Raw genomic sequence first — 26,198 nt, forward strand, 5'->3', positions numbered from 1 at the left:
ATGGTGAGTGCAAGAAAAAGGGGTCGGTGTTCACCCGGCGCGTAGGCCGTCCACGATCACCCCGGTGATCCGCTCGGCGACATCCGGGCCGAACTGCTGTCCGCTCTTGCCAACCAGCATCAGCGCCTTGAGTTCGGCCAGGCCGACGTCGGTACGCACGGTGCCGGCCTGCTGCGCGGCCGCGAGCAGTTCATCCAGCACGCCGAGGAACTCGACCTCGGCGCCGGGCGCGGCGCATTCCACGTCGATGCCGTAGCTGGCCAGTGCCTCGACCATGCCGTGGTCGGCGGAGCCGTTTAGGACGATCTCGCGGATGAACTCGAAGAGCGCGCCTGCGGGGTCGGCGGCCAACAGTGCCCGCCCGTGCGCGACGATCAGCCGCACCCGCTCGCCGACAACCGCCTCGAACAGCGCCTCCTTGGTCGGAAAATGCCGGTAGACGGTGCCCGGGCCGACGCCGGCCTGGCGCGCGATCACGTCGATCGGCACCGACAGCCCCTGCTCGGCGAAGACGTCGTAGGCGACCTGCAGCAGCCGGGCGCGGTTGCGTGCCGCGTCGGCCCGCAACGGCCGCTCGGGTTGAGCCAAGTCGCCCCCTCTCTGCATTGACAAACCGGAGTGCACGCTCCGTATAGTCGAAGAAACCGGGGCGCACGTTCCGCTTAGCCACTCTAATCGAGGAGACCGCATGACCCGCTGGACTTCCGCCGACATTCCCGACCAGAGCGGGCGCACCGCCGTGATCACCGGCGCCAACACCGGCCTGGGTTACGAGACCGCCCGAGCCCTCGCCGCGCACGGCGCTCGCCTGGTCCTGGCGGTGCGCAATCTCGACAAGGGCAAGGCAGCCGCCGACCTCATCGCCCGGCGCTCCCCCGGCGCCGAGGTCTCGGTGCAAGAGCTCGACCTGACGTCACTGAACTCCGTCCGCGCCGCCGCCGAGCAGCTGCGCGCCGAGCATCCCCGCATCGACCTGCTGATCAACAACGCCGGCGTGATGATGACGCCCAAGGCCACCACCCAGGACGGCTTCGAGCTGCAATTCGGGACCAACCATCTGGGCCACTTCGCATTGACCGGTCTGCTGATCGACCGGCTGATCGAGACGCCCGGCTCGCGGGTGGTCACCGTCAGCAGCATGGGGCACAGGTTCGCGCGCCGCGGGATCAACTTCGACGATCTGCAGTCGCAGCGCAGGTACAGCCGGGCCGGCGCCTACGGTCAGGCCAAGCTGGCCAACCTCATGTTCACCTATGAGTTGCAGCGCCGGCTCATCGGCACCACGACGATCGCCGCTGCCGCGCATCCCGGCTCGTCGCGGACCGAACTGGCTCGCAACCTGCCAGCGCTCGTCGACCGGGTGTTCACAGCTTTACCGCTCGCCCAGGAGGCCGACATCGGCGCCCTGCCCACGTTGCGGGCGGCCACCGATCCCGGTGTCCTCGGCGGCCAGTACTACGGACCCGACGGCTTCGGCGAGCAACGCGGCTACCCCAAGGTGGTCAGCTCCAGCGCGGTGTCCCACGACACCGTGGCGCAGCGACGGCTGTGGGCGGTCTCCGAAGAGCTGACCGGGGTGGTCTACCCGGTCTGAGGCGGGCAGAGTGGGTGGGGTGTCACTGATCGTGCCGCCCTACCCGCCGCCCCGCTACACCGCCGACGAGCCAGAGGTCAGTGCCTGGCTCAAACGCGGCGCCGAGCCGCCCGACTACGACGCGTTCGGCTTGGTGAAGTACCACTACCTCGCGAGCCAGACGGTCACCGGCGGCGACTACGGGCTGTACCGGGTCGAGATCGCGCCACATGGCGGCGGGCCCGGACCCCACTTCCACCGAGCCATGTCCGAAGCGTTCTTCGTGCTGTCGGGCACCCTGTCGCTCTACAACGGAACCGACTGGGTCGACGGGAACTCGGGCGACTTCCTGTATGTGCCGCCCGGCGGCATCCACGGCTTCCGCAACGAGGCCGACGACCCGGCGTCGGTGCTGATGTTGTTTGCTCCGGGGGCTCCGCGAGAGCGGTACTTCGAGGGCTTGGCCACGCTGAGCGAACTTTCCGACGACGAGCGCGAAGAGTTCTTCATCCGCCACGACAACTTCTTCGTCTGACGACACGCCGGATCGAAATGCGGATGCGGATCCGCTTGCGTTAGAGTCCATTCCGTTCAGAGAGGAGTCCCACGGGTGCGGGCAGAGGATGCGCCCAGCACCCAGGCGTTGCGGGGCTGGCAGCGGCGGGCGTTGGTCAAGTACCTGGCCGCCAAACCCCGGGACTTCCTGGCCGTGGCGACGCCGGGCGCCGGTAAGACCACCTTCGCCCTGCGGATCGTCGCCGAACTTCTGGCCGAAGGCACCGTCGAGACCGTCACCATCGTGGTGCCCACCGAGCACCTCAAGATCCAGTGGGCGCAGGCCGCCGCGCGGCACGGCATCGCCCTGGACCCCAAGTTCTCCAACTCCAACTCGCAAACCTCGACCGACTACCACGGCGTCGTCGTCACCTACGCCCAAGTTGCCAGCCACCCCACCCGGCACCGGGTGCGCACTGAGAACCGCAAGACCCTTGTCGTCTTCGACGAGATCCATCACGGCGGGGACGCGAAGACGTGGGGCGACGCCATGCGCGAGGCGTTCGACGATGCGACGAGGCGGCTCTCGCTGACCGGGACGCCGTTCCGCAGCGACGACAGCGCCATCCCCTTCGTCACCTACGAGACCGGACCCGACGGATTCGCCCGCTCGCAGGCCGACCATGTCTACGGGTACTCCGAGGCGCTGGCCGACGGCGTGGTGCGGCCGGTGATGTTCATGGCGTACTCGGGTGAGGCACGGTGGCGTGACAGCGCGGGCGAGGAGCACGCCGCCCGCCTCGGTGAACCGCTGACCGCCGAGCAGACCGCGCGGGCGTGGAAGACCGCCCTGAACCCGGCCGGGGAGTGGATGCCCGCGGTGATCGCCGCGGCCGACACCCGGTTGCGCGGCCTTCGCGAACATGTCCCCGACGCCGGCGGCATGATCATCGCCTCCGACCAGACCGCGGCTCGCGCCTACGCCGACCTGCTGCTCAAGATCACCGGGGAGGCGCCGACGGTGGTGCTCTCCGACGACCCGGGCTCCTCGGACCGCATCTCTCAGTTCTCGGCGAGCACGTCGCGGTGGCTGGTGGCCGTGCGCATGGTCTCCGAAGGCGTCGACGTGCCGCGGCTGGCAGTCGGCGTGTACGCCACCAGTGCCTCGACGCCGCTGTTCTTCGCCCAGGCGATCGGCCGGTTCGTCCGGTCGCGGCGGCCCGGCGAGACGGCGTGCATCTTCCTTCCGTCGGTGCCCAATCTGCTGCTGCTGGCCAGCGAGATGGAAGCCCAGCGCAACCACGTGCTGGGCAAGCCGCACCGCGAAACCGAAGACGATCCCCTCGATGCCGAGTTGGCCGCGCAGAAGCGCGACGAGCCCGACGACACGGACAACAAGATCGAGTACCTCGGTGCCGATGCCGAACTCGACCAGGTGATCTTCGACGGCTCCTCGTTCGGGACGGCGACGCCGGCGGGCAGCGACGAGGAGGCCGACTACCTCGGCATCCCCGGCCTGCTCGATGCGGCATCGATGCGAGATCTGTTGCGGCGCAGGCAAGAAGAGCAGTTGACCCGGCGTACCGCCAGCGGTGAGGTGGCGCGGCCGTCCACCCACGGCCAGCTGCGGGACCTGCGACGTGAACTCAACACCCTGGTGTCGCTGGCCCATCACCGCACCGGCAAGACGCACGGGCAGATCCACAACGAACTGCGCCAGATATGCGGCGGCCCGCCGGTGGCGGCAGCCACCCGCGATCAGCTCAAGGCGCGGATCGAGGCGGTACGCGGACTCACCGCTCGGCCCGGTTGATCACACCGGAGCCTAGAGCCCCAGCAGCTCCGGAAGGTCGGCCACCGAATCCACCACGTGACTGGGCTGCATTGCGAATTCGTCTGCGACCCAACGGTCTAACGTGTCCTGGCGGAATTTTCCGGTGCGCACCAGCACGCCGGTCATACCGACCACCTGGGCGGCGAGGACGTCGTTGTTGAGGTCGTCGCCGACCATGTACATCTCGTCGGGGTCCACCCCGAGCCGCGCCGCTGAGGCCAGGAAGCCGGCCGGTGCGGGCTTACCCACCGCGGTGGCCTTACGGCCCGAAGACTGCTCCATCCCGATCAGGTACATGCCGGTGTCGATGCGCAGGCCCTCGGTGGTGTCCCAGGCGGTGCTGCGATGCATGGCCACCACCGGCACCCCCTGGGCCATCCACTCGTAGACCCGTGACAGCGTGCGGTGGCTGTACTCCGGTCCCGCCCCGCCGAGCAGGATCACATCAGGTGTGCCGGGGTCGACGCCGTCGTCGTAGACCACCGAGTCGACGATGTCGATGCCAGGCATGTCGTCGGTGATCTGGCCGTTGTTGACCAGAAAACATCGCCCGTCGGGGAAGTTGGCGCGCACGTAGTCGGCGGTCAGCACCGCAGCGGTGATGACCTCGTCGGGCCGAACGTCCATCCCCGAGGCGCACAACGCCGACGCGATCTGCTGGCGGGTGCGGGTGGTGGTGTTGGTCAGATAGGACCGCGCGACCTGATGGTCGGCCAGTACCGCCAGCGTCTCGGCCGCACCGGGAATCGGCTCCCAGGAGGTGACCAGGACGCCGTCGATGTCGAACAACACACCACCGATCGCCATACCGCGACAGTAAACGGCCGCAGCTTGGATGCAAGTTGGGCCGACGTATCGTCTGACACATGAGCGGCAGCAGATGGACCGCGGCCGACGTACCCGATCAGAACGGTCGCGTCGCGGTGATCACCGGTTCGAACACCGGTATCGGCTACCAGACCGCAGCAGTGCTCGCCGGCCGCGGCGCCAAAGTCGTCTTGGCGGTGCGCAATCTCGACAAGGGGCGGGCGGCCAGAGCGCAGATCCTGGCGGCAAGCCCGAGCGCCGACGTCGGTGTGCAGGAGTTGGATCTGACGTCGCTGGAGTCGATTCGCCGCGCGGCGCAGGCGCTGCAGTCGGACTATCCGCGAATCGATCTGCTGATCAACAACGCCGGTGTGGCGTGGACGCCGAAGCAGACCACCAAGGACGGGTTCGAGCTGCAGTTCGGCACCAACCATCTGGGGCACTTCGCGTTGACCGGGCTGCTGCTCGACAGCGTGCTCGCGGCCCCGGCCGCCCGGGTGGTGACGGTGTCCAGCCTCGCCCACGGCACCTTGGCGGACATCGATTTCAGCGACCTGCAGTGCGACCGCCACTACAGCCGCATCGCCGCCTACGCCCGCTCCAAACTGGCCAATCTGCTGTTCACCTACGAGCTGCAGCGCCGGCTCGGACAGGCCGGTTCCAGCACGATCGCCGTGGCGGCGCACCCCGGGGTGTCCTTCACGGAGCTGGGTCGCAACCTTCCGGTGATCCTGCAACCGGTCACCCGGATCGTGGGCCCGCTGATCCTGCAGAGCGCCACGATGGGCGCGCTGGTGCTGCTGCGTGCCGCCACCGATCCCGGTGTCAGCGGCGGCCAGTACTACGGCCCCGACGGCAACGGCGAGCGGCGCGGCCACCCGGTCGTCGTCGAGTCCAGTTCCCGCTCCCACGACGTCGACCTACAGCGTCGGCTGTGGGCGGTGTCCGAAGAGCTCACCGGCGTAAGGTTCCCGATCTGATGCGCACCGTCGAAGAACATCAACGCGTCGTCGCCGACCTGATCGCGGCGGGACGACCGGTGACCGTTGGGCTGGCCGAGGCGGAGGGCCGCGTGCTCTCCGACGATGTCGCAGCGCCGCTGTCGCTGCCGGTCTTCGACAACTCCGCCATGGACGGCTACGCCGTGCGCGCCGAGGACGTCACGGGAGCCGATGCCGACAATCCGGTGAAACTTCCTGTCGCCGAAGACATTCCGGCTGGCCGCACCGATCCGCTGACATTAGCCCCAGGAACCGCGCACCGCATCATGACCGGCGCTCCGCTGCCTGCCGGTGCGACGGCCGTCGTCGCGGTGGAACTGACCGACGGCGGAACCGAGACGGTGGAGATCCGGTCGTCGGCCAGGGAGGGGCAGCACATCCGGCGCGCGGGCGAGGACGTGACCGCCGGGGCGACGGTGCTGCGTGCCGGGCACGTGGTGACCCCGGCCGCCCTCGGACTGGCTGCGGCGCTGGGACTGGGCAGTCTGACGGTGGTGCCGCGCCAGCGGGTGCTGGTGATGTCGACCGGCTCGGAACTGGTGTCGGCGGGCACCGACCTCAAGCCCGGCCAGATCTACGAGTCCAACGCCATCATGCTGGCCGCCGCGGTGCGCGAGGCGGGCGGCGAGGTGGTGGCCAGCCCGACCTCAAGCGACGACGTCGTCCAGTTCAGCGCCGTACTGGAGGGCTACGCCGGCCAAGCCGATCTGATCATCACCTCCGGTGGGGTCAGCGCAGGCGCCTACGAAGTGGTCAAGGACGCCTTCGGAGGCTCGGCCGACGGTCGCCGGCCCAGCGGCTCCAGCGCCGTCGAGTTCGTCAAGGTTGCGATGCAGCCGGGCATGCCGCAGGGCGCGGGCCGCCTGAACGGAGCCGGAAGGCCGGCGACATCAGGGCTGGGCACGCCGATCATCACGCTGCCGGGCAACCCGGTCAGTGCGCTGGTGTCGTTCGAGGTGTTCGTTCGCCCCGCATTGCGCGCCGCTATGGGCCTACCCAATCCGCATCGCCCGCGTCGCAACGCCGTGCTGACCGAGGGGTTGACCTCACCGAAGGGCAAGCGGCAGTTCCGCCGCGGCGTGTACGACGCGGCGGCCGGTACGGTCACCACCTACGGTCCGCCGGCGTCGCATCACCTGCGCTGGCTGGCCTCGGCCAACTGCCTACTGGAGATCGCCGAGGACGTCACCGAGATGGCCGCAGGCGAGCAGGTCCAGCTCTGGGACCTCACCTAGCTCCGGACCTGCTGCCGCATCAGTAGAATCACGCCGATGGCCAGACGCCCCCGCACAGCGGACGACACCAACAAGTCCGGCCCGCAACGGCTGGTCGCGCTGGTCCGTTCCTCAGTTCCTCCCGTCCATCCCGCCGGCCTGCCCTTCATCTCGGCCGGCCTGGCTGTGGCGGCGCTGGGCCGCAAGAACCGCTGGCTGCGCCGGGCCGGCCTGGCCGCCGCCGCCGCAAACGCCGGGTTCTTCCGTCACCCCGCGCGGCAGCCACCGAGCCGCGCCGGTGTGGTCGTCGCCCCCGCCGACGGCCTCATCTGTCTGGTCGAGGAAGCCGAGCCGCCGGCCGAGCTGGGCCTGCCCGCCGGACCGGTCCCGCGCGTCAGCATCTTCTTGTCGCTGCTGGACGCACACGTCCAGCGCACACCCGTCGGCGGCGAGGTCATCGACGTGCAGTACCGACCCGGCAGATTTCATTCAGCCGACCTGGCGGCGGCCAGTGAGGACAATGAGCGCAACAGCGTGCTGATCCGCACGCCGGAAGGACGGGACGTGGTGGTCGTGCAGATCGCCGGGCTGGTGGCACGCCGCATCGTGTGCGACGTCCACCCCGGAGACAAGGTGGCCATCGGCGACACCTACGGGCTGATCCGGTTCGGCTCCCGCCTGGACACCTACTTCCCCGCCGGCTCACAGATTCTGGTCGAACCGGGTCAGCGGGCGCTGGCCGGCGAGACGGTATTGGCGCAGCTGCCGTGATCACGCCGCGCATCAAGTCCCGCCGGGGACTGCGCATCCTGCCCAGCGCGACGACCGTGCTCGCCATCTGCGCCGGGCTGACGTCGATCAAGTTCGCCCTCGACGGGCGCCCGCATGTCGCGCTGGCGCTGATCGGCGCGGCGGCTGTGCTCGACGGCATCGACGGTGGCATCGCCCGGGCCCTGCAGGCGCAGTCCCCGATGGGCGCCGAGATCGATTCGCTGGCCGATGCGGTGAACTTCGGTGTCGCGCCGGCGCTGGTCGTCTACGTGACGCTGCTTCCGACCTCGCCGATCGGCTGGATCTTCGTATTGCTCTACGCGGTATGCGTGGTGCTGCGGCTGGCGCGATTCAACGCACTCCTCGACGACGACACCCGCCCGGCTTACACCCGGCAGTACTTCGTCGGCATGCCAGCACCGTGTGGTGCGGTGGGCGCGATCGGCCCGCTCGCCGCGATGCTGCAGTTCGGCCACGGCTGGTGGACGTCGACATGGTTCATCTGCGCGTGGCTGGCGGCCAACTCGATTCTGTTGGTGAGCCGCGTGCCCACCCTGGCGCTGAAATCCGTGTCGGTGCCTGCCAATGCCGCACCGATCCTGCTGGTGCTGGTAGCGATCGTCGCCGCCGGGCTGCTGCTGTTCCCCTACGTGCTGGTCCTGCTGATCATCGTCGGGTACCTGATCATCATTCCGTTCACCGTGCGCAGCCAGCGCTGGGTGGCCGCGCGCCCGGAAACCTGGGATGCCAAACCCGGGCAGCGGCGCGCGGCGCGGCGGGCCATTCGCCGCGCGGAGCATCCCAACCGCCGCCGGTCCGTCAGCCGACTCGGCCTGCGTAAACCAGGAGGCTGAACCCGGTGTCCACTCTCGACGAGACCGGCCCACCACCGCCGGCTTCCAGCCTGGCTCTGACAGCGCGGCTGAACACCTCGGCGCTGGACTCCCGCCGCGGCGTGGTGCGCCTGCATCCGGAGGCCATCGCCGCGCTGGGTATCCGGGAGTGGGATGCGGTGTCGCTGACGGGTTCTCGCACCACCGCTGCGGTCGCTGGCGTCGCCGCACCGGACACCCCCGCGGGGACCGCTCTTCTCGATGACGTGACGCTGTCCAACGCGGGCCTGCGCGAGAACTCCACGGTGTTGGTGTCGGCGGTGACGGTGTACGGGGCGCGGTCGGTCACGTTGCGGGGCTCGACGCTGGCCACCCAGTCGGTGTCCTCGGCGACGCTGCGCCAGGCGCTGCTGGGCAAGGTCATGACGGTCGGTGACACGGTGTCGCTGCTGCCCCGCGACCTGGGGCCCGGCACGTCGACCTCGGAGGCCAGTTCGGCGCTGGCGTCGTCGGTGGGGATCACCTGGACCTCGGAGTTGCTGACCGTCACCGGCACCGATCCCGCGGGACCGGTGAGCGTACAACCCAATTCGTCGGTGACGTGGGGCGACGGAGTGACGCCGGGCCCGGTTCCCGCGGGCCATGCTGCCGCGGTGAGCCCGCCAATGGTGTGGCCGGAGGCGCCACCGGTGTCGATGGACGACCTCAAGGGCCAGCATGTGCAGGCCGGTCGGCTCACCGAATGGCTCAAGCTCGCTCTCGACGAGCCGGCCCTGCTGGAAAAGCTTGGCGCCAAACCGAATCTGGGCGTGCTGGTCACCGGGCCCGCCGGTGTCGGCAAGGCGACGCTGGTGCGCGCCGTGTGCGCGGGCCGGCGGCTGGTGGAACTCGACGGCCCGGACACCGGGGCGCTGGCCGCCCAGGATCGCCAGCGGGCGGTCGCCGAGGCGGTGGCCACGGTGTGCGACGGCGGCGGCGTGCTGCTGGTCACTGATATCGACGCCCTGCTTCCCACCCCGCCCGAACCGGTCGCGACGATGGTTCTCGCCGAGTTGCGCAAAGCGGTGGCCGCGCCCGGGGTGGCTCTGGTGGCGACCTCCCAGCAGCCAGACGCCCTGGACCCCCGGCTGCGTGCACCCGACCTTTGCGACCGGGAACTGGGCCTGAGCCTTCCCGACGGCGCCACCCGTAAGGCACTACTGGAAGTGCTGCTGCGCAACGTCCCCGCCGCCGACCTCAATCTCGACGAAATCGCCGAGCGCACACCGGGATTCGTCCGGGCTGATCTGGCGGCGCTGGTGCGCGAGGCCGCACTGCGGGCGGCGGCGCGAGCCAGTGAGGACGGCAAGCCGCCCGCGCTGATCCAGGACGACCTCAAGGGCGCGCTCAGCGTCATCCGGCCGCTGTCACGCTCGGCGACCGAAGAGGTGTCGGTCGGCTCGGTGACACTCGAGGACGTCGGCGACATGATCGCCACCAAGCAGGCACTGACCGAGGCCGTGCTCTGGCCGCTGCAGCACCCGGACACCTTCGCCCGCCTCGGTGTCGAGCCGCCGAAGGGTGTTCTGCTCTACGGCCCGCCCGGCTGCGGCAAGACGTATGTGGTGCGGGCCCTGGCGAGCTCCGGCCGGCTGAGCGTGCATGCCGTCAAGGGCGCCGAACTGATGGACAAGTGGGTGGGCTCCTCGGAGAAGGCGGTCCGCGAATTGTTCCGGCGGGCAAGGGATTCCGCGCCGTCACTGGTGTTCCTTGACGAAATCGACGCGTTGGCCCCACGGCGCGGGCAGAGCTTCGACTCCGGGGTGACCGACCGGGTGGTGGCCGCGCTGCTGACCGAGCTCGACGGTATCGAGCCGCTGCGCGATGTCGTGGTGCTCGGCGCCACCAACCGCCCCGATCTGATCGACCCCGCGTTGCTGCGGCCGGGCCGGCTGGAGAAGCTGGTCTTCGTCGAGCCGCCGGATGCCGACGCCCGCAAGGAGATTCTGCGCACCGCCGGGAAGTCGGTACCGCTGTCCAAGGAGGTCGACCTCGAAGCGCTGGCGGGCGAACTCGACGGCTACAGCGCCGCCGATTGCGTGGCCCTGCTGCGCGAGGCGGCCCTGACCGCGATGCGCCGCTCCATCGACGCCGCCGACGTCACCGCCGCCGACGTGGCCAAGGCCCGCGAGAATGTCCGCCCCTCATTGGATCCCGCGCAGGTGGCGTCGCTTCGGGAGTTCGCCGCGGGGCACTAGGCGCGTTCGGCGAGTGTGCGCCCCCATCCGCTGCACGCGGCGTGTTGCGGATGAAACCGCACACTCGGCGTTCGGGAGGCGGGGCGCGCTAGGCGCGTTCGGCGATGTCGGCCAGCCGGTCGATCGAGGCCCGCAGATTGTCCGCGGTGGTGTTGCGGGCGCGCTCGAGCCGCACTGGATCGGCCAGCCGGGTCCAGTCGTAGGTGTGGGTGACCAGGGTGTGCCCGGTGTCGATGGGCCGCAGTTCCCAGCGCCACAGGTGACCGGGCGGCGTCGCCCCGGCCTCGGACGGCCGCCAGGCGATCAGCCGCCCCTCCTCGAACTCCTCCACGTGGTTCTCCCGGACCGCGCCGTGGTTGAGCGTCATGGTGAAGACCGCACCGGCGGAGCGGACGCGCTGGCCCGCCGGAGCGTGGCCGAGGTTGTCGTTACCGTCCCACTCCGGTTGTCGCGCGGGATCGGCGATGAGTTCGAAGATCGTGGCCGCGGGTGCGGCGATCTCACGGCTGGCACTGACCACTCGTTGTTCGGACACTCGATCATTCAACCAACAACCATTGACAGTCCTATAGTGACATGTCAAAGTTGGACGGTATGAACACCACCACCACCCGCGTCGGAGATCACGACCGCACCGCCACCGCTGAACTGCTGTCCCAGGCCCTCGCCGAGGGCTACGTCGATCTCGCCGAATACGAGACCCGCGTCCAGTCGGCATTCGCCGCACAGACCGCCGACGACCTGCGCCGCATCCTCGCCGACCTGCCGGTTGCCCAACTGCGCCGTAGCGACCCGCGCCGGATCGCCGCCCGCAAGAGCGCGGCCCGCGCCTCGGTGCGTCTGCACCTGGGCACCTACGCGGCCATGGTCGCGATCGTGCTGACCGTCTGGCTGGCCGTCGCACTCACCGCAGGCGCCTGGTACTTCTGGCCGATCTGGCCGATCCTCGGCGGGGCCGTCGGCGTCGTCGGCCACGCCCTCCCGGTCCGGACCTTCTGCCGCTAGACGGTCGGCAGGATGCTGAGAAAGATTGCTGCACAGCCTGATTCAGCGTCGATACCGAAGGACTGACGGTAACCGCCCTCCGGGTGAGATGTATGGGTCCGGGTCAACAACGTAGACTGACGGGCAAGACCTAGCCGAAAACCTTGGCTGACACCCCGACCGACCGGTAGATCACCGACGCGCTGGCGCGTGGAATAGATCACGACGCGCCCGCGCGTCCTACAGACCGGAGTGCCATGCTCGTCATCCTGGTCGCGCATGCGATCGCCGCCGCCCTGGCGCCGGTCCTCGTGCACCGCTGGGGACGGCTAGCTTTCTACCCGCTGGCCCTGGTGCCCGCCGCCTCGCTGACCTGGGTGGCGCTGAACTGGCCGCAACCTGGCCGGCCCGCCCCGACAGTCGATGTGCCCTGGGTGCCGGAACTGTCGATGAACATCACGCTGCGGTTCGACACGCTCTCGGCGGTCATGAGCGTGCTGGTACTCGGCATCGGCGCCCTGGTGCTGTTCTACTGCGGCGAGTACTTCCATCACCGCGACGGCCACACCGAGAACCGGCTGCCCAGCTTCGCCGCCGAACTCGTGGCGTTCTCCGGTGCGATGTTCGGCCTGGTCGTCGCCGACAACATGCTGCTGCTCTACACCTTCTGGGAGCTGACGACGGTGTTGTCGTTCCTGCTCGTCGGCCACTACGCGGAGCGGGCCACCAGCCGCCGCGCCGCCATGCAGGCCCTGCTCGTCACCACCGCGGGTGGGCTGGCGATGCTGGCCGGCATCATCATCCTCGGCCACTACTCCGGGACCTATCTGCTCTCCGAACTGGTGGCCGCCCCACCCCACGGGGTCGCCGTCGGGGTCGGCGTGGTGCTGGTGCTCGTCGGCGCGGTGTCCAAGTCGGCTCTGGTGCCCTTCCACTTCTGGCTGCCCGGTGCCATGGCCGCGCCCACCCCCGTCAGCGCCTACCTGCACGCCGCGGCCATGGTCAAGGCAGGTGTCTACCTGATCGCCCGGCTCACCCCCGGCTTCGCCGATTCGCCCGGCTGGCGCCCGACCGTCATCACTCTGGGGCTGGTCACCATGCTGCTCGCGGGATGGCGCGCGGTGCGCGAGTACGACCTCAAGCTGATCCTGGCGTTCGGCACGGTCAGCCAGCTCGGCTTCATCACCGTGATGGTCGGCGGCGGCGGCCAGGACATGATGCTGGCCGGGCTGGCCATGCTCTGCGCGCACGCACTGTTCAAGGCCACGCTGTTCATGGTGGTCGGCGTCATCGACCACTCCACCGGCACCCGCGATATCCGCAGGCTGGCCTGGCTGGGCCGCCGGATGCCCGCGCTGTTCGTCATCGCGGCCGGGGCGACCGCCAGCATGGCGGCCCTGCCGCCGTTCCTCGGCTTCGTCGCCAAGGAGGCCGATTTCGAAACCCTCGCGCACAGCGAATCGCTGGGGCCTTGGGCGCCCGTCGTTCTGGCCGGCGTGGTCACCGGGTCGGTGTTCACCACGATCTACAGCCTGCGCTTCCTGTGGGGAGCCTTCGCGCGCAAGGGTTCTCACGGCCCGACCGTTCTGGTGGCCAACCTGCACCGGCCGTCGGCGGTGTTCCTGGTCGCACCGGCCATCCTCGCCGCGGCCGGGCTGTTCTTCGGCCTGGTGCCCAGCCCGTTGGACCACACCCTCGACAACTACGCCGACACCCTTCCCCCCGCGGGTGTCGCCGACGGCGCCTACACCCTGGAGCTGTGGCACGGGTTCGGCCTGCCGGTGCTGCTGTCGGCGATCGTGCTGGCGGCGGGCACCGCGGCGTTCTTCAGCCGCGACCGGTTGCAGCGGGCCCGGATCGGCCGCTATCAGCCGCTGGGCAACGCCGACCGGGTCTATGACGCGGTCATCCGCGGCGCCGACGTGGTGTCGGTCCGGCTGACGGCCGCCACCCAGCGCGGGTCGATCCCGGTCACCCAGTCGGTGATCCTGGCCACGCTGGTGCTGCTACCGATCGCGGTGCTGGTCCTCGGGTCGCGCGACCGGCCGGATTTCCGGCTGTGGGACTCGCTGGTGCAACCGGTCGTCGGCCTGCTGATCCTGGCCGCCGCGGTGGCCGCGACCGTGATGCGCAACCGGCTTGCCGCGGTCCTTCTCGTTGGCATCACCGGGTACGGCAGCGGTGTCATCTTCGCGTTGCACGGCGCCCCGGATCTGGCGCTGACCCAGTTCCTGGTGGAGACCCTGACGTTGGTCATCTTCGTGCTGGTGCTGCGGACACTGCCCGCCGAGGCCGAGGAGACCAACGTCAAGCGCCATCGCCTGCCCAAGGTGCTGCTCGCACTGGCGGTCGGGGCGACGGTGACCACGCTGGCGGTGTTCGCCAAGGCGGCCCGCACCACCACCCCGATCGCCGACCTGCTGCCCGACGCCGCCTATCTCCGCGGCCACGGCGCCAACACCGTCAACGTGCTGCTCGTCGACATCCGCGCCTGGGACACCCTCGGCGAGATCTCGGTGCTGGTGGTGGCCGCCACCGGGGTGGCCTCCCTGGTGTTCCGCAACCGCCGGTTCGGTTCGGCGCCAAGGGTTTCCGATGTGGGCCAGCCCGATGTCGCTGTGCTGCAGACAGTTCCGTACAGCCCGGCGGTCAGCGACACCACCTGGCTGCGGGGTAGCGAGCTGCGCGACCCGCGCTACCGCTCGCTGGTGTTGGAAGTCGCAACCCGGCTGATCTTCCCGCTCATAATGGTGCTGTCGGTGTACTTCTTCTTCACCGGCCACAACACCCCCGGCGGTGGCTTCGCGGGCGGGCTCACCGCCGGGCTGGCCCTGGTGCTGCGCTACCTGGCCGGCGGCCGCTACGAGCTCGGCGAGACGCTGCCGCTGGACGCCGGCAAGATTCTCGGCTTCGGCCTGGTGCTGTCGGCGGGCACCGCGGTGGGCTCGATGCTGCTGGGCGCGCCCGCATTGTCGTCGGCGGTCATCACCCTGGACGTGCCGTTGCTCGGCACCGTCAAGCTCGTCACCGCCCTGTTCTTCGACCTCGGGGTGTACCTGATCGTCGTGGGGCTGGTGCTCGACGTGCTGCGCAGCCTGGGTGCGCGCATCGATGTCGAGATGGCCGAATCACCGCCGCCGGCGACGAAAGTGGGGGCGCGGTGAACACCTACCTCGTTCCACTCGTCATCATCGGTGGGCTCACCAGCTGCGGGGTATACCTTCTGCTGTCGCGCAATCTGACCCGAATGTTGTTGGGCCTGTTGCTCGTCGGCAACGCCGTCAACCTTCTGATCCTCACCGTGGGAGGACCGTCGGGCAACCCTCCGGTGCGCGGGCGCACCAGCGGGTCGAAGACCACGACGGCTGATCCGTTGGCGCAGGGCATGATCCTGACCGCCATCGTCATCGCCATGGGCATCGCCGCGTTCGTGCTCGCCCTGACCTACCGCTCGTTCCGGTTGACCACCGAAGAGGACGTCGAGAACGACCCCGAAGACACCAGGGTGTCGAAGCTGTCCGGCGAGGAGGCCTCCTCGATCGACGACGACGTTCCCGTCGCCGAGCCGGCCCGCGACACCGACGAGCCCGACGAGCTCGACGCGCTGCCCGGCCATCAGGGGTCGCGATGACCCTCTCGGGTGTCCTCATGCCGCTGCCGGTGCTGATCCCGCTGCTGGCCGCGGCCTCGACGCTGGTCGCCGGGCGCAGGCCACGGCTGCAGCGATTGATCACCGTCGTCGCGCTCAGCGCGGTGGTGGCGGTCTGCGCGGTGCTGGTCTACCTCACCGACCGAGACGGCACCCAGGCCCTGCACGTCGGCGGCTGGGGTCCGACCGACGCCGGCCTGGGGCCGCTGGGAATCACGCTGGTGGCCGACCGGCTCTCCGCGCTGATGCTCGTGGTGTCCTCGATCGTGCTGTTGGCGGTGGTGTTCTACGCCATCGGGCAGGGTATTCGCGACGGTGACGACCGCCAGCCGGTGTCGATCTTCCTGCCCACCTATCTGGTGCTGTCCGCCGGTGTGTGTACGGCGTTCCTGGCCGGTGACCTGTTCAACCTCTACGTCGGCTTCGAAGTCCTGCTGTCGGCAAGTTTCGTGCTGCTCACCATCGGTGCCAGCAAGGAGCGGGTGCGCGCAGGCATCTCCTACGTGATGGTCTCCATGGTGTCGTCGCTGATCTTCCTGATCGGCCTGGCGCTGATCTACGCCGCCACCGGAACCCTGAACATGGCCGAGCTCTCACTGCGGCTGGAAGGCATCAGCAGCGGTACCCGCAGCGCCCTGTTCGCGGTGCTGCTGGTGGCGTTCGGCATCAAGGCCGCGGTGTTCCCGTTGTCGGCCTGGTTGCCCGACTCCTACCCCACCGCGCCGGCCCCGGTGACCGCGGTGTTCGCCGGGTTGCTGACCAAAGTCGGTGTGTACGCGATCATCCGGGCCCATTCGCTGCTGTTCCCGGCCGGCGGCCTGGACAACGTCCTGCTGGTCGCGGCGCTGCTCACCATGCTGGTGGGCATCCTCGGCGCGATCGCCCAGAGCGACATCAAACGTCTGCTGTCGTTCACCCTCGTCAGCCACATCGGATACATGGTGTTCGGGATCGCGCTGTCGAGCCGGCTGGGAATGTCGGGGGCGATCTACTACGTGGCCCACCACATCATCGTGCAGACCACCCTGTTCCTCGTCGTCGGACTGATCGAACGGCAGGCCGGCGCGTCCACCCTGCACAGGCTCGGCGGCTTGGCGGCCGCCAGCCCACTGCTGGCGTTCGTCTTCATCGTGCCCGCGCTCAATCTCGGTGGTATACCGCCGTTTTCCGGCTTCATCGGAAAGGTCGCCCTTCTCGAAGCCGGCACGCAGGGCGGCTCGGTGCTGGCCTGGCTACTGGTCGGCGGCTCGGTGGTGACCAGCCTGCTGACGCTCTACGTCGTGGCCCGGGTGTGGACCAAGGCGTTCTGGCGTGCCCGCGTCGACGCACCCGAGGGCGATATGGCCGACTCTGCGCCGTCGGCACTGCTCGATGACTACTCGCAGGACGTCGCCTTCGTCGATCGTGACGACGTCGGCCGGATGCCTATCGGAATGGTCGTTCCGACAATGGCGTTGATCGCCGTCGGCCTGGCGTTGACGGTGCTGGCCGGGCCGATCTTCGGCTACAGCGACCGCGCCGCCGACGAAGTCCTGGACCGCGGCCAGTACGTCACCGCAGTATTGGGGACGCGCCTATGAAGACGTGGCTGCTGCGGATCTGGGTGCTGGTCTGGCTGACCCTGGTGTGGCTTCTGCTGTGGGGCACCATCTCGTTGGCCAATGTGCTCTCCGGGCTTGCCGTGGCGACGCTGATCACGGTGCTGTTGCCGCTGCCCGCGGTGCCGGTACAGGGCCGGCTGCATCCGCTGTCACTGCTGTGGCTGGCGGCCAACGTCGGCTGGTGGCTGGTGGTGTCCTCGACTCAGGTGGCATGGCTGGCGCTGCGGCCGGGACGCCCGCCGCTGTCGGCGGTGCTGCGGGTTCGATTGGCGTGCAAGTCGGATCTGGTTCTGGCACTGGGCGTCAACATCATGAACCTGACGCCGGGCACGATCGTGCTCGAGATCGACCAGACCCGCCGGCTGCTGTACGTCCATGTGCTCGACGTCGGTTCGCAACGCTCGGTAGATCGCTTCTACGGGCAGGCAGCCAAGCTGGAGCGGCTTCTGGTGTCGGCATTCGAACGCGACTCCGAATGGCGCCCGGCCGCAATCGAATCCGAGGAGGCCCAGTCATGACGATCGTGTGGGTACTGGCGGGCACGATGCTGGTCGCGGCCGCCGCGGTGACGATGATCCGGCTGCTGGCCGGGCCCAGCACGCTGGACCGACTGGTCGCCGTCGACACGATGGTGGCGGTCACGATGTGCGGTATCGGCACCTGGGCGGCCTACACCCTGGACACCACCGTCACCTACAGCCTGGCTGCGCTGGCCCTGATCAGCTTCGTCGGATCGGTGAGCGTGGCCCGCTTCCGCGTGCCCGACGTGGATCGGCCGAACCGATGACCACACTTCTGGACGTAGTGACCGCGGTTCTGGTGCTCGGTGGCTCGGCGCTGGCACTCACTGCAGCCATCGGCGTGGTGCGCTTCCCGGACACGTTGACCCGCATGCACGCCGCCACCAAACCTCAGGTGCTCGGGCTGCTGCTGGTTCTCGGCGGCGCGGCGATCCGGCTTCGCGGCAACGTCGACATCGGCATGATCATCCTGACCGCGATCTTCACCCTCATCACCGCACCCGTGGTGGCGCACCGGGTGGGCCAGCTGGCATACCGTGAACAGAACATCCGCGACGACCTGCTGACCACAGACGAGATGCGGGACAACAGCGAAGGGGCGGAGAACAACTCGTGAGCCGCAGCGAAAACGACACCTGGGATATCACCGAGGGGGTCGGCGCCACCGCACTGACCGTGGCGCGGGCGCGGGCCGCAGAATCCGACGCCGAATGTCCGCTCTACACCGACCCTTACGCGCACTTCTTCGTCGAGGCGGCGCTCGATGCCGGCTGGCAGCCACCGTTCACCGAGGAGACGCTGGCCCACATCGGCAAGGCCGACGAGCAGGTGACGGCCCGGCTGAACACGATGACCGCCTACATCGCCGCGCGCACCAAATACCTCGACGACTTCTTCACCACGGCCGGCGCCAACGGCCTCGACCAGGTGGTGATCCTGGCCGCCGGGCTCGACACCCGGGCCTGGCGGCTGCCGTGGATCAGCGACACGACCATCTACGAACTCGACCAGCCCAAGGTGCTCGAGTTCAAGGAGCGGGTGTTGACACAGCACCGGGCCCGCCCCGCCGCGGTCTACGTCGCGGTGCCCGTCGATCTGCGCCACGACTGGCCGGAAGCCTTGCAGCAGAGGGGTTTCGACCCGTCCCGCCCGACGGTCTGGTGCGCGGAGGGCTTGTTGCCGTACCTGTCCGCCGAGGCCCAGGACGGGCTCTTCGAACGCATCGATGCGCTCAGCGCCGCCGGCAGCCGGCTGGCCGTGGAGGCGTTCGGGCACGACTTCTACTCTCCCGAGGTGATGGAACGCCGTCGGGCGCGGATGGCACAGGCGCGGCGGGCGGCGGCTGAGGCGGGAATCGACGAGATCCCCGACACCAGCGCACTGTGGTATCTCGAAGCGCGGACCGACGTCGCCGACTGGCTGACCGGACACGGCTGGCAGGTGGAGACCATCGACGCGCCAGATCTGATGGCGCACTACCGGCGACCGCCGGCCGACGAGGAGGTCGTGCCCGACACGACGTTCGTCGCCGCCACCAAGAACTGACCACGAACGCCTAGACCGCTACTCCTCGGCGATCTGGAACTCCACCATCGCCGCAACGGTTTCCAGCGCGTCGGTGAACAGATCGACCCGCTCGGCCAATGTGGGCGCGGCCAGCAGCGCATACCGATCGGCCTGGCCCATCGGCACCCGCGACGCCAGCGCGTAGATGTGCCGGGACGGATCGTCGGCGATGTCGGGGGCGACCGCCAGCGCGTCGGGACGCAACTGCGCGCCGCGGGAACTGACGATCCGCTCGAAGAGCGCAAGGATCCGGTCGACGACCTCACCGATGCGCTCCGGACCGACGGCAGGGCCGGGCTCGTCGGGCCACGGTTGCACGATCGCCCGGGGATACGGGTCGTCCGCCAGCCACTCGGTCACCCGGATACGTTCACAAACAACGGCATTGAGCTGATACTGACCCATGCCGTGGTCGGCGTACTCGGCGATCCGGGCCAGTGCGCCGACGTCGCCGCGCACATCCCCGCCGCCAACCTCACGACCCCGGGTGATCAGCACCACCCCGAACGCCGGGTCGTCCATCGCCAGGCAGTCCTGCACCAGTTGGGAGTAGCGCGGCTCGAAGATCCGCAGCGGCAGCGTTTCCCCGGGCAGCAGGGCGGACTGCAGCGGGAACATCGGCTGCGCGCTCATCGCAGACCCTGACCGACCAGGATGTCGCGCACCGGTGCGCTGGGGGCGACGAACGTGCACAGCGCGCTGGCGACTCCCACCCACAGCTCCGGGTTCATGCCGATCAGGCCGTTGCCCTTCTCACCGATCGCCTTGATCACCTCGCGGCGGGTGGCCTCGTCCATGGCCAGATACTCGCGGCAGGTGGCGCTGGCCAGATCAGCGGGGACCAGCGGCTTGCCTGCCTGACCCGGCACAGCGACCGGAGTGCCGGGAATCGGCTTGGCGCACCCGGCGCCGGTCACTACCACGATCGCCGCCAGCATCGCGAACCCTACTCGGCGGATTGCCATGTGGCGCCTCCTCATACGCTAGATGTCGAGCTCGGCGACCAGCGAGTCGACCACGGCACGCAGGTCACCGCCGTTCTCGTCGGCTACCCGGTGCTGGCGCTGATAAGACGCGCCGCGGCGCGGAATATCGGCCACCGCGGCGAGTTCGTCGGCGCAGTGCAGTGATTCGGCCACCGGCTGCAGGCGGGTCAGCAGATCATCGAGATCCTCGGTGACCAACCGTTCGTTGCTGTCTGCGTCGAGGATGATGATCGCATCCAGGCCGTAGCGCGCCGCCCGCCATTTGTTCTCCTGTACATGCCACGGCGGCATCACCGGCAACTGCTCACCGGCGTCCAGGCGGCGATCCAGGTCGACGATCAGGCAGTGGGTCAGCGCCACCAGTGCCGAGAGCTCACGAAGGTTGGACACCCCGTCGAAGATGCGCACCTCGACGGTACCCAGATGCGGGGAAGGCCGGATGTCCCAACGCACTTCGTTGATGTGGTCGATGATGCCGGTTTTCTTCTGGTCGTAAACGAACTCCTCGAACTGCCGCCACGTCTCGAACTGGAACGGCAGCCCGGCCGTGGGCAGCTGTTGGAACATCATCGACCGATTGCTGGCGTAGCCGGTGTCCCCGCCGCCCCAGAACGGCGACGACGCCGACAGCGCCAGCAGGTGCGGGTAGTAGTTGAGCAGCGAGGAGATGATCGGCATGACCTTGTGCGCGGACGAGACGCCGACGTGCACATGCACACCCCAGATCAGCATCTGCCGTCCCCACCACTGGGTCCGCTTGATCAGTTCGGCGTAACGCGGTGCGTCGGTGAGCTTCTGGTCGGCCCACTCGGCGAACGGGTGGGTACCGGCGCAGAACAGTTCCATCCCGCGGTCGCGGACGATGCCGCGCACGTCGCGCAGCGTCGAACGCAGGTCCATCATCGCCTCGTCGACGGTGTCGCACACACCGGTGACGATCTCGACGGTGTTGCGCAGCAATTCCTTGTGCACATGCGGGTTCTCACCCAGATCGGCGATTACCGCCGCAGCCTCGTTGCTCAGGTCGCGAGACTTCGCGTCGATGAGGGCGAACTCCCACTCGACGCCGAGGGTCGGGCGCGGGGATCCCGCGAAGTCGATGCGGGCGGCGGCGCGTCTGCTTGGTGGTGAGCTAGCCGGCGCTGAGGACACCGCACGCCACCCGCTTGCCGGCGGCCTGAGTGGTCTGATCTGCCGCGGTCGTGTCGGACTTGTCGTAGATGACAATGGCCGACTTGTCGCCGTCGAGCAGCTGCTCTTCCTTGAACGCGTCCGTGGTGGTGACGAGCATCCCGGTGCCGTCGCCGCGAATCTGCAGCGGCACCAAGGGGCCGCTCGCCGCGGCGGGTGCAATCGGGTCACCGGCGGACAGGAAGTCGGCCGGGTTACCACCGGCCGGGCCCACCGAGTTGGGTTCACACTTGCCGACCGAGGTCAGCTGCAGGTTGTGCAGGCCGGGGGCCAGCTTTCCGGCACCGGTGGTCTGCACGGTCACCGTGGCAAACTTCTCGGACAGCTCGATGGTGGCGGCGGCGAGCTGCGAGCCGTCCACGCCGGTGATGATCGCGTTAAGGGTCTTGGTGGTCTCGGTGACCTGCTCCTTACCCACACCGTGGGCCTCGGCCTCGGCCGACGGGTCCGGCGACCCGGTCCACACCGGCGGGGTGGTGCCGGGCTGAGTCGCGATGGGCTCATTGGGCGAACAGGCCGTCAGCAACACGACGGGAGCGACGAACAGGACTGCGGCGGCAATTTTGCTCTGGCTGGCGGGCTTAACCATGCCCCGAACTCTATCCCGTCACCAGAACGATCACGCCCGGTGGTTGCTCGGCGATTTCCGGGGTTCTCGGGGCGACCGGCGCCTCGAGCACCTTGGCCACCGCCTCGGCCGCCTGCTGTTCACCCTCGGTGGTGCCGTAGTACACCGTGGTGGCGGTCAGGCCCGGCGCGGCGAGGTTGCTGGTCTCGGTGACATTCCAGCCGGCCTCGCGCAGCCGGTCACCGATCCGTCCGGCTACGCCTTCCTCGCCGCTGACGTTGAACACCCGCACGTCAGCCTTGGCGGCTGGGGCTGCCGAGGTCTTGGCCGTGGTGGTGGTGACGGTCTGGGACGTGGAGCTGTCGTCGCTGGAGTCGTCGCCGGAACCCATGGCCTGGAATCCGACCAGCAGGAAGATGACGCCGAGGAACAGCAACACCATCACCATGGCCCGGAGGGGCAGGCCCGAGGAGTCGGGGACACGCTCGTTCATCGGCCCCACCTTAACCAGCCACGGCGGTCAACCCGAAAAATCAGGGAACCTCGAAGCCGAGTCGACGGGCGGCACGCGCCTTCTGCCTGCTCGCCCGCAGCCTGCGCAGGCGCTTGACCAGCATCGGGTCCGCGGCCAGCGCCTCGGGACGGTCGACGAGGGCGTTGAGCACCTGGTAGTAGCGGGTCGCCGACATCGAGAAGAGCTCCTTGATGGCCTCTTCCTTGGCTCCGGCGTACTTCCACCATTGCCGTTCGAAAGCCAGGATGTCGTATTCGCGGCGAGTGAGTCCCTCGGGCAGATCGACGTCGTCGTTGGACCGCTCAGCCCGTGCCATGGCGCCGTCCATTTCGCTCCGTGGACCCTTTCGCAAAGTTCTGACCGTGAGATTTCCTGTGTTGGCGTCATTCAATCACGGTTGCATCACTTGGGACGGCAGCCGAGCCCGCGCGTCGGCTCACTTAAGCTTGCCGGTCATGGCAGTCAGACCAATTGTGATCTTGGGCGATCCAGTTCTGCACAACCCGACCACTCCGGTGGCGGTGGGTGCCGACGGCTCGCTGCCCGCCGACCTGGCCGATCTGATCACGGACATGTACGACACGATGGACGCCGCCAACGGGGTTGGGCTGGCGGCCAACCAGATCGGCGTCGGGCTGCGGTTGTTCGTCTACGACTGCGCCGACGACCGCGGCCAGACCTCGCGTCGCCGCGGTGTGGTGATCAACCCGGTGCTGGAGACCTCCGAGATCCCCGAGACGATGCCGGACCCGGACAACGACGACGAGGGCTGCCTGTCGGTGCCCGGTGAGTCGTTTCCGTGCGGGCGCGCGACGTGGGCCAAGGTGACGGGTCTCGACGCCGACGGCCAGCCGGTGACGCTGGAGGGCAACGGGTTGTTCGCGCGGATGCTGCAGCACGAGACCGGTCACCTCGACGGCTTCCTGTATGTCGACAAGCTGATCGGCCGCCACGCCCGCGCCGCGAAGAAAGCGGTCAAGCACAACGGTTGGGGTGTGCCCGGTCTGTCCTGGGTTCCCGGCGAGGTTCCTGACCCGTTCGGTCACTGATGGCTGGCGTGCCGCCGGTCGGCGCCCGGGTGAGCATCCGCTACCGACTGCCGGCGGGCAGCGCGGCGCCGATGACCGACGTGATCGGGCACGTGCAGTCCCTGGACCCGGTGGTGCTGCGCACCAAGTCCGGTGAGGTGGTGTCCATCGACCCCGCCGACGTCGTCGCGGTGCGCGAACTCAGCGACGTTCCGGTGCGGGCCTCCGAGATCCGCGCACTCGAGCACGCCGCAGCGCTGGCGTGGCCGGGCTCCGAGCAGCACTGGCTCGACGGCTGGTTCCTGCGGGCCGGCGGCGGCTACACCAGCCGCGCCAATTCGGCTGTGCCGTTGGACTTCTCGGCAACCATCGCCGGGATCGGCGGGGTAATCGACTGGTATGCGCAGCGCGGGCTGCAGCCGTGGCTGGCGCTGCCCGATCGGCTGTTGCCGGTGCGTACCGCCGGGATCAAGCACACCCGGGTGATGGTCACCGAGCTGACGCAGGCCAATACCGTTGCGGCAGTGCGGTTCCAGGACCGCCCGGATGCGGACTGGCTGACGACCTACGAGCGTGAGGTGCCGGTGCGGGTGCTCACCGCCGTCGTCGACGGCGAGGTGGTCTTTGCCACCACGGCCGGTGCGGCGGTGGGCCGCGGCGCGGTGACGTCCGCGCCGGACGGCACCCGATGGCTGGGGATCTCCGCGGTGCACGTGCCCGAAGGGCACCGCCGTCGCGGCCACGCCCGCAGGTTGTGCCAGGCGTTGCTGGGCTGGGGCGTGCAGCGCGGGGCGACGCGCGCCTACGTGCAGGTGCTGGAGGAGAACACCCCGGCGATCGCGCTGTACGGCGGGCTGGGTTTCGTGCTGCACCATCACCACCGCTACGTCGATGCCCGGTCGGTGCTCGGTCGTACGCTGTAGCGCATGCCAGCCGACGTCCTTCGCATCGCCACCTGGAACGTGAACTCCATCCGGACCCGGGTGGGCCGGGTGGTCGACTGGCTGCAGCGCGGCGACGTCGACGTGCTGGCCATGCAGGAGACCAAGTGCTCCGACGACCAGTTCCCCACGATGCCGTTCCTGGAGGCCGGCTACGAGGTGGTGCACTGCGGCTTCAACCAGTGGAACGGGGTGGCGATCGCTTCCCGGGTCGGCCTGGACGACGTGCAGGTGGGCTTCGACGGCCAGCCGTCATGGAGCAAGGACGGCGTGGACGCCAAGGCCGAGGCTCGTGCGCTGGCGGCGACCTGCGCGGGCGTCCAGGTGTGGAGCCTGTACGTCCCCAACGGGCGCACCCTGGACGACCCGCACTATCGGTACAAGCTGGAATGGCTTGCCGCCTTGCGGAATACGGCTGATTCGTGGCTGCAGCGCGATCCGGCTGCTCAGGTCGCCCTGGTCGGCGACTGGAATATCGCACCGACTGACGAGGACGTCTGGGACATCTCGGTTTTCGAGAACTCCACGCACGTCTCCGACGCCGAACGCGCGGCGTTCAACGCGATCGTCGACACTCGATTCACCGATGTGGTGCGTCCGTTCACCCCGGGCCCGGGTGTCTACACCTACTGGGATTACACGCAGCTGGCTTTTCAGAAGCGCCGCGGTATGCGCATCGACTTCATCCTCGGCTCACCGGCGTTGGCGCAGCGGGTGGTACACGGCGAGATCGTGAAAGACGAGCGCCGGCCCGGCAAGAAGGGCGACCCCGCACCCAGCGACCACGCGCCGGTGCTGGTGGACCTGCAGCGCTGAGGCAGCCGCTCAGCTCGGCTCGTTGAGCTTCACCAGCATCTTGCCGATGTTGGCGCCGGTGAACAGACCGTTGAGCGCATCGACGCACCTCTCGAGGCCTTCGAAGACCGTCTCGCGGTGCACCAGCAGGCCCTCGGCCTCCCAGCGGCGAAGGTCGGTGTAGGCCTGCTCGAACCGGTCCCACATGTCCAGGGCGTTGAAACCCTGCATCGAGGCGGTCTTGGACAGCAGGTTGACGTAGTTGGCCGGGCCGGGGTGCTCGCCGGTCAGGTAGCTGGAGATCACGCCGCACAGCACCACCCGCGCCTTCATGGCGAGCCTGCCGAGCACGGCGTCGAGGATCGGGCCGCCGACGTTGTCGAAGTACACGTTGACGCCCTTGGGGCAATGCTTCTTGAGGGCGGCGCGGACGTCTTCGTTCTTGTAGTCGATGCACGCGTCGAAGCCGAAGTCCTCGACGACGGCCTTGCACTTGTCCGGGCCGCCGGCGATCCCGACGACGCGCGCCCCGGCGATCTTGGCGATCTGCCCGGCTACTGACCCGGTGGCTCCGGCCGCCGCCGACACGACGACGGTGTCACCCTCCTGGGGCCGGCCGATGTCGGTCATGCCGAAGTAGGCGGTGGCACCGGTGGGACCGTAGATGCTCATCACCGCCAGGTGGTCGCTGCCGCGCTGCACCGGGGTGCTGAAGATGTCGTCGCGGATGATGACGTAGTCCTGAAAACCGGTCAGTGTGGTGATGACATCGCCGACCGTGAACGCCTCGCAGCGGGTTTCGACGACCTCGCCGATGCCCGCCGCGCGGATCACCTCCCCGATCTGAACCGGCGGCAGATAACCCGGCTGGTCGTTGAGCCAGGTTCGTGCGGCGGCGTCCAGGCCGACGTAGGTGGTGCGCAGCAGCGCCTCACCCTCGGCCAGGGTGGGCGCCGGTACCGACACCATCTCGGTGTCCTCGGGTTGGACGAGGCCATCCGGACGTCGGCGCAGCAGAATCTGGCGATTGGTCAGCGGGGGCACGGTCAGTGAAACTACCGAAGGCGACGACCGTGCCGGGGCCGGTTT

The 26,198-nt window shown here is 68.8% G+C and carries 29 protein-coding genes; 19 read left to right on the plus strand and 10 right to left on the minus strand.

Annotation, left to right across the window (positions count from 1 at the left end; genetic code table 11):
- Window positions 1-30: 30 nt before the first annotated feature.
- Window positions 31-588 (minus strand): TetR/AcrR family transcriptional regulator, encoded by a 558-nt coding sequence (locus HBE64_RS21480; protein ID WP_243841414.1) that lies wholly within the window; start codon window positions 586-588, stop codon window positions 31-33.
- Window positions 589-688: 100 nt separating this feature from the next.
- Here HBE64_RS21480 and HBE64_RS21485 point away from each other — a divergent pair, with 100 nt between their 5' ends.
- The 3 genes from HBE64_RS21485 (at window position 689) to HBE64_RS21495 (ending at window position 3,881) form a co-directional block, all read left to right on the plus strand.
- On the plus strand, window positions 689-1,594 hold the full coding sequence (locus HBE64_RS21485; RefSeq protein WP_167106850.1) for an SDR family NAD(P)-dependent oxidoreductase: 906 nt from the start codon (window positions 689-691) through the stop codon (window positions 1,592-1,594).
- A 19-nt stretch (window positions 1,595-1,613) separates the two neighbouring features.
- Window positions 1,614-2,108, plus strand: a complete 495-nt coding sequence (locus HBE64_RS21490; RefSeq protein ID WP_167106853.1) for a cupin domain-containing protein — start codon at window positions 1,614-1,616, stop codon at window positions 2,106-2,108.
- A 75-nt stretch (window positions 2,109-2,183) separates the two neighbouring features.
- Window positions 2,184-3,881 (plus strand): DEAD/DEAH box helicase, encoded by a 1,698-nt coding sequence (locus HBE64_RS21495; protein WP_167106856.1) that lies wholly within the window; start codon window positions 2,184-2,186, stop codon window positions 3,879-3,881.
- Window positions 3,882-3,893: 12 nt separating this feature from the next.
- Here HBE64_RS21495 and HBE64_RS21500 read toward each other — a convergent pair whose 3' ends face one another.
- Window positions 3,894-4,709, minus strand: coding sequence for an HAD-IIA family hydrolase (locus tag HBE64_RS21500; protein WP_167106859.1), 816 nt, complete (start codon window positions 4,707-4,709; stop codon window positions 3,894-3,896).
- Window positions 4,710-4,768: 59 nt separating this feature from the next.
- On the opposite strand from HBE64_RS21500, the gene HBE64_RS21505 reads away from it, so the two are divergent.
- Genes HBE64_RS21505 through HBE64_RS21525 form a run of 5 tightly spaced genes read left to right on the plus strand, consistent with a single transcriptional unit; the run spans window position 4,769 to window position 10,765 of the window.
- Window positions 4,769-5,689, plus strand: a complete 921-nt coding sequence (locus HBE64_RS21505; protein ID WP_167106862.1) for an SDR family NAD(P)-dependent oxidoreductase — start codon at window positions 4,769-4,771, stop codon at window positions 5,687-5,689.
- A complete protein-coding gene (gene glp, locus HBE64_RS21510) occupies window positions 5,689-6,945 on the plus strand; it encodes a gephyrin-like molybdotransferase Glp (protein ID WP_167106865.1) in 1,257 nt (418 codons plus the stop codon). The genes HBE64_RS21505 and glp overlap by 1 nt, the downstream gene beginning before the upstream one ends.
- 36 nt (window positions 6,946-6,981) lie before the next feature.
- The gene (locus HBE64_RS21515) at window positions 6,982-7,695 is read left to right on the plus strand and encodes a phosphatidylserine decarboxylase (protein WP_167106868.1); all 714 of its coding nucleotides are present in this window, start codon (window positions 6,982-6,984) and stop codon (window positions 7,693-7,695) included.
- Window positions 7,695-8,549 (plus strand): phosphatidylcholine/phosphatidylserine synthase, encoded by an 855-nt coding sequence (locus tag HBE64_RS21520; RefSeq protein WP_167109536.1) that lies wholly within the window; start codon window positions 7,695-7,697, stop codon window positions 8,547-8,549. The genes HBE64_RS21515 and HBE64_RS21520 overlap by 1 nt, the downstream gene beginning before the upstream one ends.
- Window positions 8,550-8,554: 5 nt before the next feature.
- Window positions 8,555-10,765 (plus strand): AAA family ATPase, encoded by a 2,211-nt coding sequence (locus HBE64_RS21525; protein ID WP_371744026.1) that lies wholly within the window; start codon window positions 8,555-8,557, stop codon window positions 10,763-10,765.
- An 88-nt stretch (window positions 10,766-10,853) separates the two neighbouring features.
- On the opposite strand, the gene HBE64_RS21530 is transcribed toward HBE64_RS21525, so the two are convergent.
- Window positions 10,854-11,300: an SRPBCC family protein gene (locus HBE64_RS21530; protein WP_167106871.1), complete on the minus strand. Its 447-nt coding sequence runs from the start codon at window positions 11,298-11,300 to the stop codon at window positions 10,854-10,856.
- 59 nt (window positions 11,301-11,359) lie between these two features.
- On the opposite strand from HBE64_RS21530, the gene HBE64_RS21535 reads away from it, so the two are divergent.
- The 8 genes from HBE64_RS21535 (at window position 11,360) to HBE64_RS21570 (ending at window position 19,065) form a co-directional block, all read left to right on the plus strand.
- On the plus strand, window positions 11,360-11,770 hold the full coding sequence (locus HBE64_RS21535; RefSeq protein WP_167109541.1) for a DUF1707 domain-containing protein: 411 nt from the start codon (window positions 11,360-11,362) through the stop codon (window positions 11,768-11,770).
- 236 nt (window positions 11,771-12,006) lie between these two features.
- On the plus strand, window positions 12,007-14,913 hold the full coding sequence (locus tag HBE64_RS21540) for a Na+/H+ antiporter subunit A (protein WP_167106874.1): 2,907 nt from the start codon (window positions 12,007-12,009) through the stop codon (window positions 14,911-14,913).
- A complete protein-coding gene (locus HBE64_RS21545) occupies window positions 14,910-15,380 on the plus strand; it encodes a Na(+)/H(+) antiporter subunit C (RefSeq protein ID WP_167106877.1) in 471 nt (156 codons plus the stop codon). Before HBE64_RS21540 ends, HBE64_RS21545 begins: the two co-directional genes overlap by 4 nt.
- Complete coding sequence (locus HBE64_RS21550; protein ID WP_167106880.1) at window positions 15,377-16,978, plus strand: Na+/H+ antiporter subunit D; 1,602 nt, start codon at window positions 15,377-15,379, stop codon at window positions 16,976-16,978. Before HBE64_RS21545 ends, HBE64_RS21550 begins: the two co-directional genes overlap by 4 nt.
- Window positions 16,975-17,517, plus strand: a complete 543-nt coding sequence (locus HBE64_RS21555; RefSeq protein ID WP_167106883.1) for a Na+/H+ antiporter subunit E — start codon at window positions 16,975-16,977, stop codon at window positions 17,515-17,517. The genes HBE64_RS21550 and HBE64_RS21555 overlap by 4 nt, the downstream gene beginning before the upstream one ends.
- Window positions 17,514-17,786: a monovalent cation/H+ antiporter complex subunit F gene (locus HBE64_RS21560; protein ID WP_167106886.1), complete on the plus strand. Its 273-nt coding sequence runs from the start codon at window positions 17,514-17,516 to the stop codon at window positions 17,784-17,786. Before HBE64_RS21555 ends, HBE64_RS21560 begins: the two co-directional genes overlap by 4 nt.
- On the plus strand, window positions 17,783-18,136 hold the full coding sequence (mnhG, locus tag HBE64_RS21565; protein WP_167106889.1) for a monovalent cation/H(+) antiporter subunit G: 354 nt from the start codon (window positions 17,783-17,785) through the stop codon (window positions 18,134-18,136). The genes HBE64_RS21560 and mnhG overlap by 4 nt, the downstream gene beginning before the upstream one ends.
- On the plus strand, window positions 18,133-19,065 hold the full coding sequence (locus HBE64_RS21570; RefSeq protein ID WP_167106892.1) for an SAM-dependent methyltransferase: 933 nt from the start codon (window positions 18,133-18,135) through the stop codon (window positions 19,063-19,065). Before mnhG ends, HBE64_RS21570 begins: the two co-directional genes overlap by 4 nt.
- Before the next feature lie 18 nt (window positions 19,066-19,083).
- Here HBE64_RS21570 and HBE64_RS21575 read toward each other — a convergent pair whose 3' ends face one another.
- The 6 genes from HBE64_RS21575 to HBE64_RS21600 are packed head-to-tail and all read right to left on the minus strand — an operon-like array spanning window position 19,084 to window position 22,673.
- The gene (locus HBE64_RS21575; RefSeq protein WP_167106895.1) at window positions 19,084-19,719 is read right to left on the minus strand and encodes an LON peptidase substrate-binding domain-containing protein; all 636 of its coding nucleotides are present in this window, start codon (window positions 19,717-19,719) and stop codon (window positions 19,084-19,086) included.
- On the minus strand, window positions 19,716-20,051 hold the full coding sequence (locus tag HBE64_RS21580; RefSeq protein WP_167106898.1) for a hypothetical protein: 336 nt from the start codon (window positions 20,049-20,051) through the stop codon (window positions 19,716-19,718). Before HBE64_RS21580 ends, HBE64_RS21575 begins: the two co-directional genes overlap by 4 nt.
- An 18-nt stretch (window positions 20,052-20,069) precedes the next feature.
- Window positions 20,070-21,224, minus strand: a complete 1,155-nt coding sequence (locus tag HBE64_RS21585) for a glutamate--cysteine ligase (RefSeq protein WP_167106901.1) — start codon at window positions 21,222-21,224, stop codon at window positions 20,070-20,072.
- A complete protein-coding gene (locus tag HBE64_RS21590) occupies window positions 21,205-21,852 on the minus strand; it encodes a superoxide dismutase family protein (RefSeq protein ID WP_167106904.1) in 648 nt (215 codons plus the stop codon). The genes HBE64_RS21585 and HBE64_RS21590 overlap by 20 nt, the downstream gene beginning before the upstream one ends.
- 10 nt (window positions 21,853-21,862) lie before the next feature.
- Window positions 21,863-22,324 carry a LytR C-terminal domain-containing protein gene (locus HBE64_RS21595; RefSeq protein WP_167106906.1) on the minus strand — a complete coding sequence of 154 codons (462 nt, stop codon included), beginning with the start codon at window positions 22,322-22,324 and terminating at the stop codon, window positions 21,863-21,865.
- Window positions 22,325-22,364: 40 nt separating this feature from the next.
- On the minus strand, window positions 22,365-22,673 hold the full coding sequence (locus HBE64_RS21600) for a DUF3263 domain-containing protein (RefSeq protein ID WP_167106909.1): 309 nt from the start codon (window positions 22,671-22,673) through the stop codon (window positions 22,365-22,367).
- Between the two features lie 127 nt (window positions 22,674-22,800).
- Here HBE64_RS21600 and HBE64_RS21605 point away from each other — a divergent pair, with 127 nt between their 5' ends.
- From HBE64_RS21605 to HBE64_RS21615, 3 genes are read left to right on the plus strand one after another with little or no spacing between them, the layout of a single operon-like run.
- A complete protein-coding gene (locus HBE64_RS21605; RefSeq protein ID WP_167106912.1) occupies window positions 22,801-23,394 on the plus strand; it encodes a peptide deformylase in 594 nt (197 codons plus the stop codon).
- Window positions 23,394-24,296, plus strand: coding sequence for a GNAT family N-acetyltransferase (locus HBE64_RS21610; RefSeq protein ID WP_167106915.1), 903 nt, complete (start codon window positions 23,394-23,396; stop codon window positions 24,294-24,296). The genes HBE64_RS21605 and HBE64_RS21610 overlap by 1 nt, the downstream gene beginning before the upstream one ends.
- A 3-nt stretch (window positions 24,297-24,299) precedes the next feature.
- A complete protein-coding gene (locus tag HBE64_RS21615) occupies window positions 24,300-25,130 on the plus strand; it encodes an exodeoxyribonuclease III (RefSeq protein ID WP_167106918.1) in 831 nt (276 codons plus the stop codon).
- A gap of 9 nt (window positions 25,131-25,139) precedes the next feature.
- On the opposite strand, the gene HBE64_RS21620 is transcribed toward HBE64_RS21615, so the two are convergent.
- Window positions 25,140-26,153 carry an NADP-dependent oxidoreductase gene (locus HBE64_RS21620; protein WP_167106921.1) on the minus strand — a complete coding sequence of 338 codons (1,014 nt, stop codon included), beginning with the start codon at window positions 26,151-26,153 and terminating at the stop codon, window positions 25,140-25,142.
- Between the last annotated feature and the right edge of the window lie 45 nt (window positions 26,154-26,198).

Source organism: Mycobacterium sp. DL592 (assembly GCF_011694515.1).
Taxonomy (GTDB): domain Bacteria; phylum Actinomycetota; class Actinomycetes; order Mycobacteriales; family Mycobacteriaceae; genus Mycobacterium.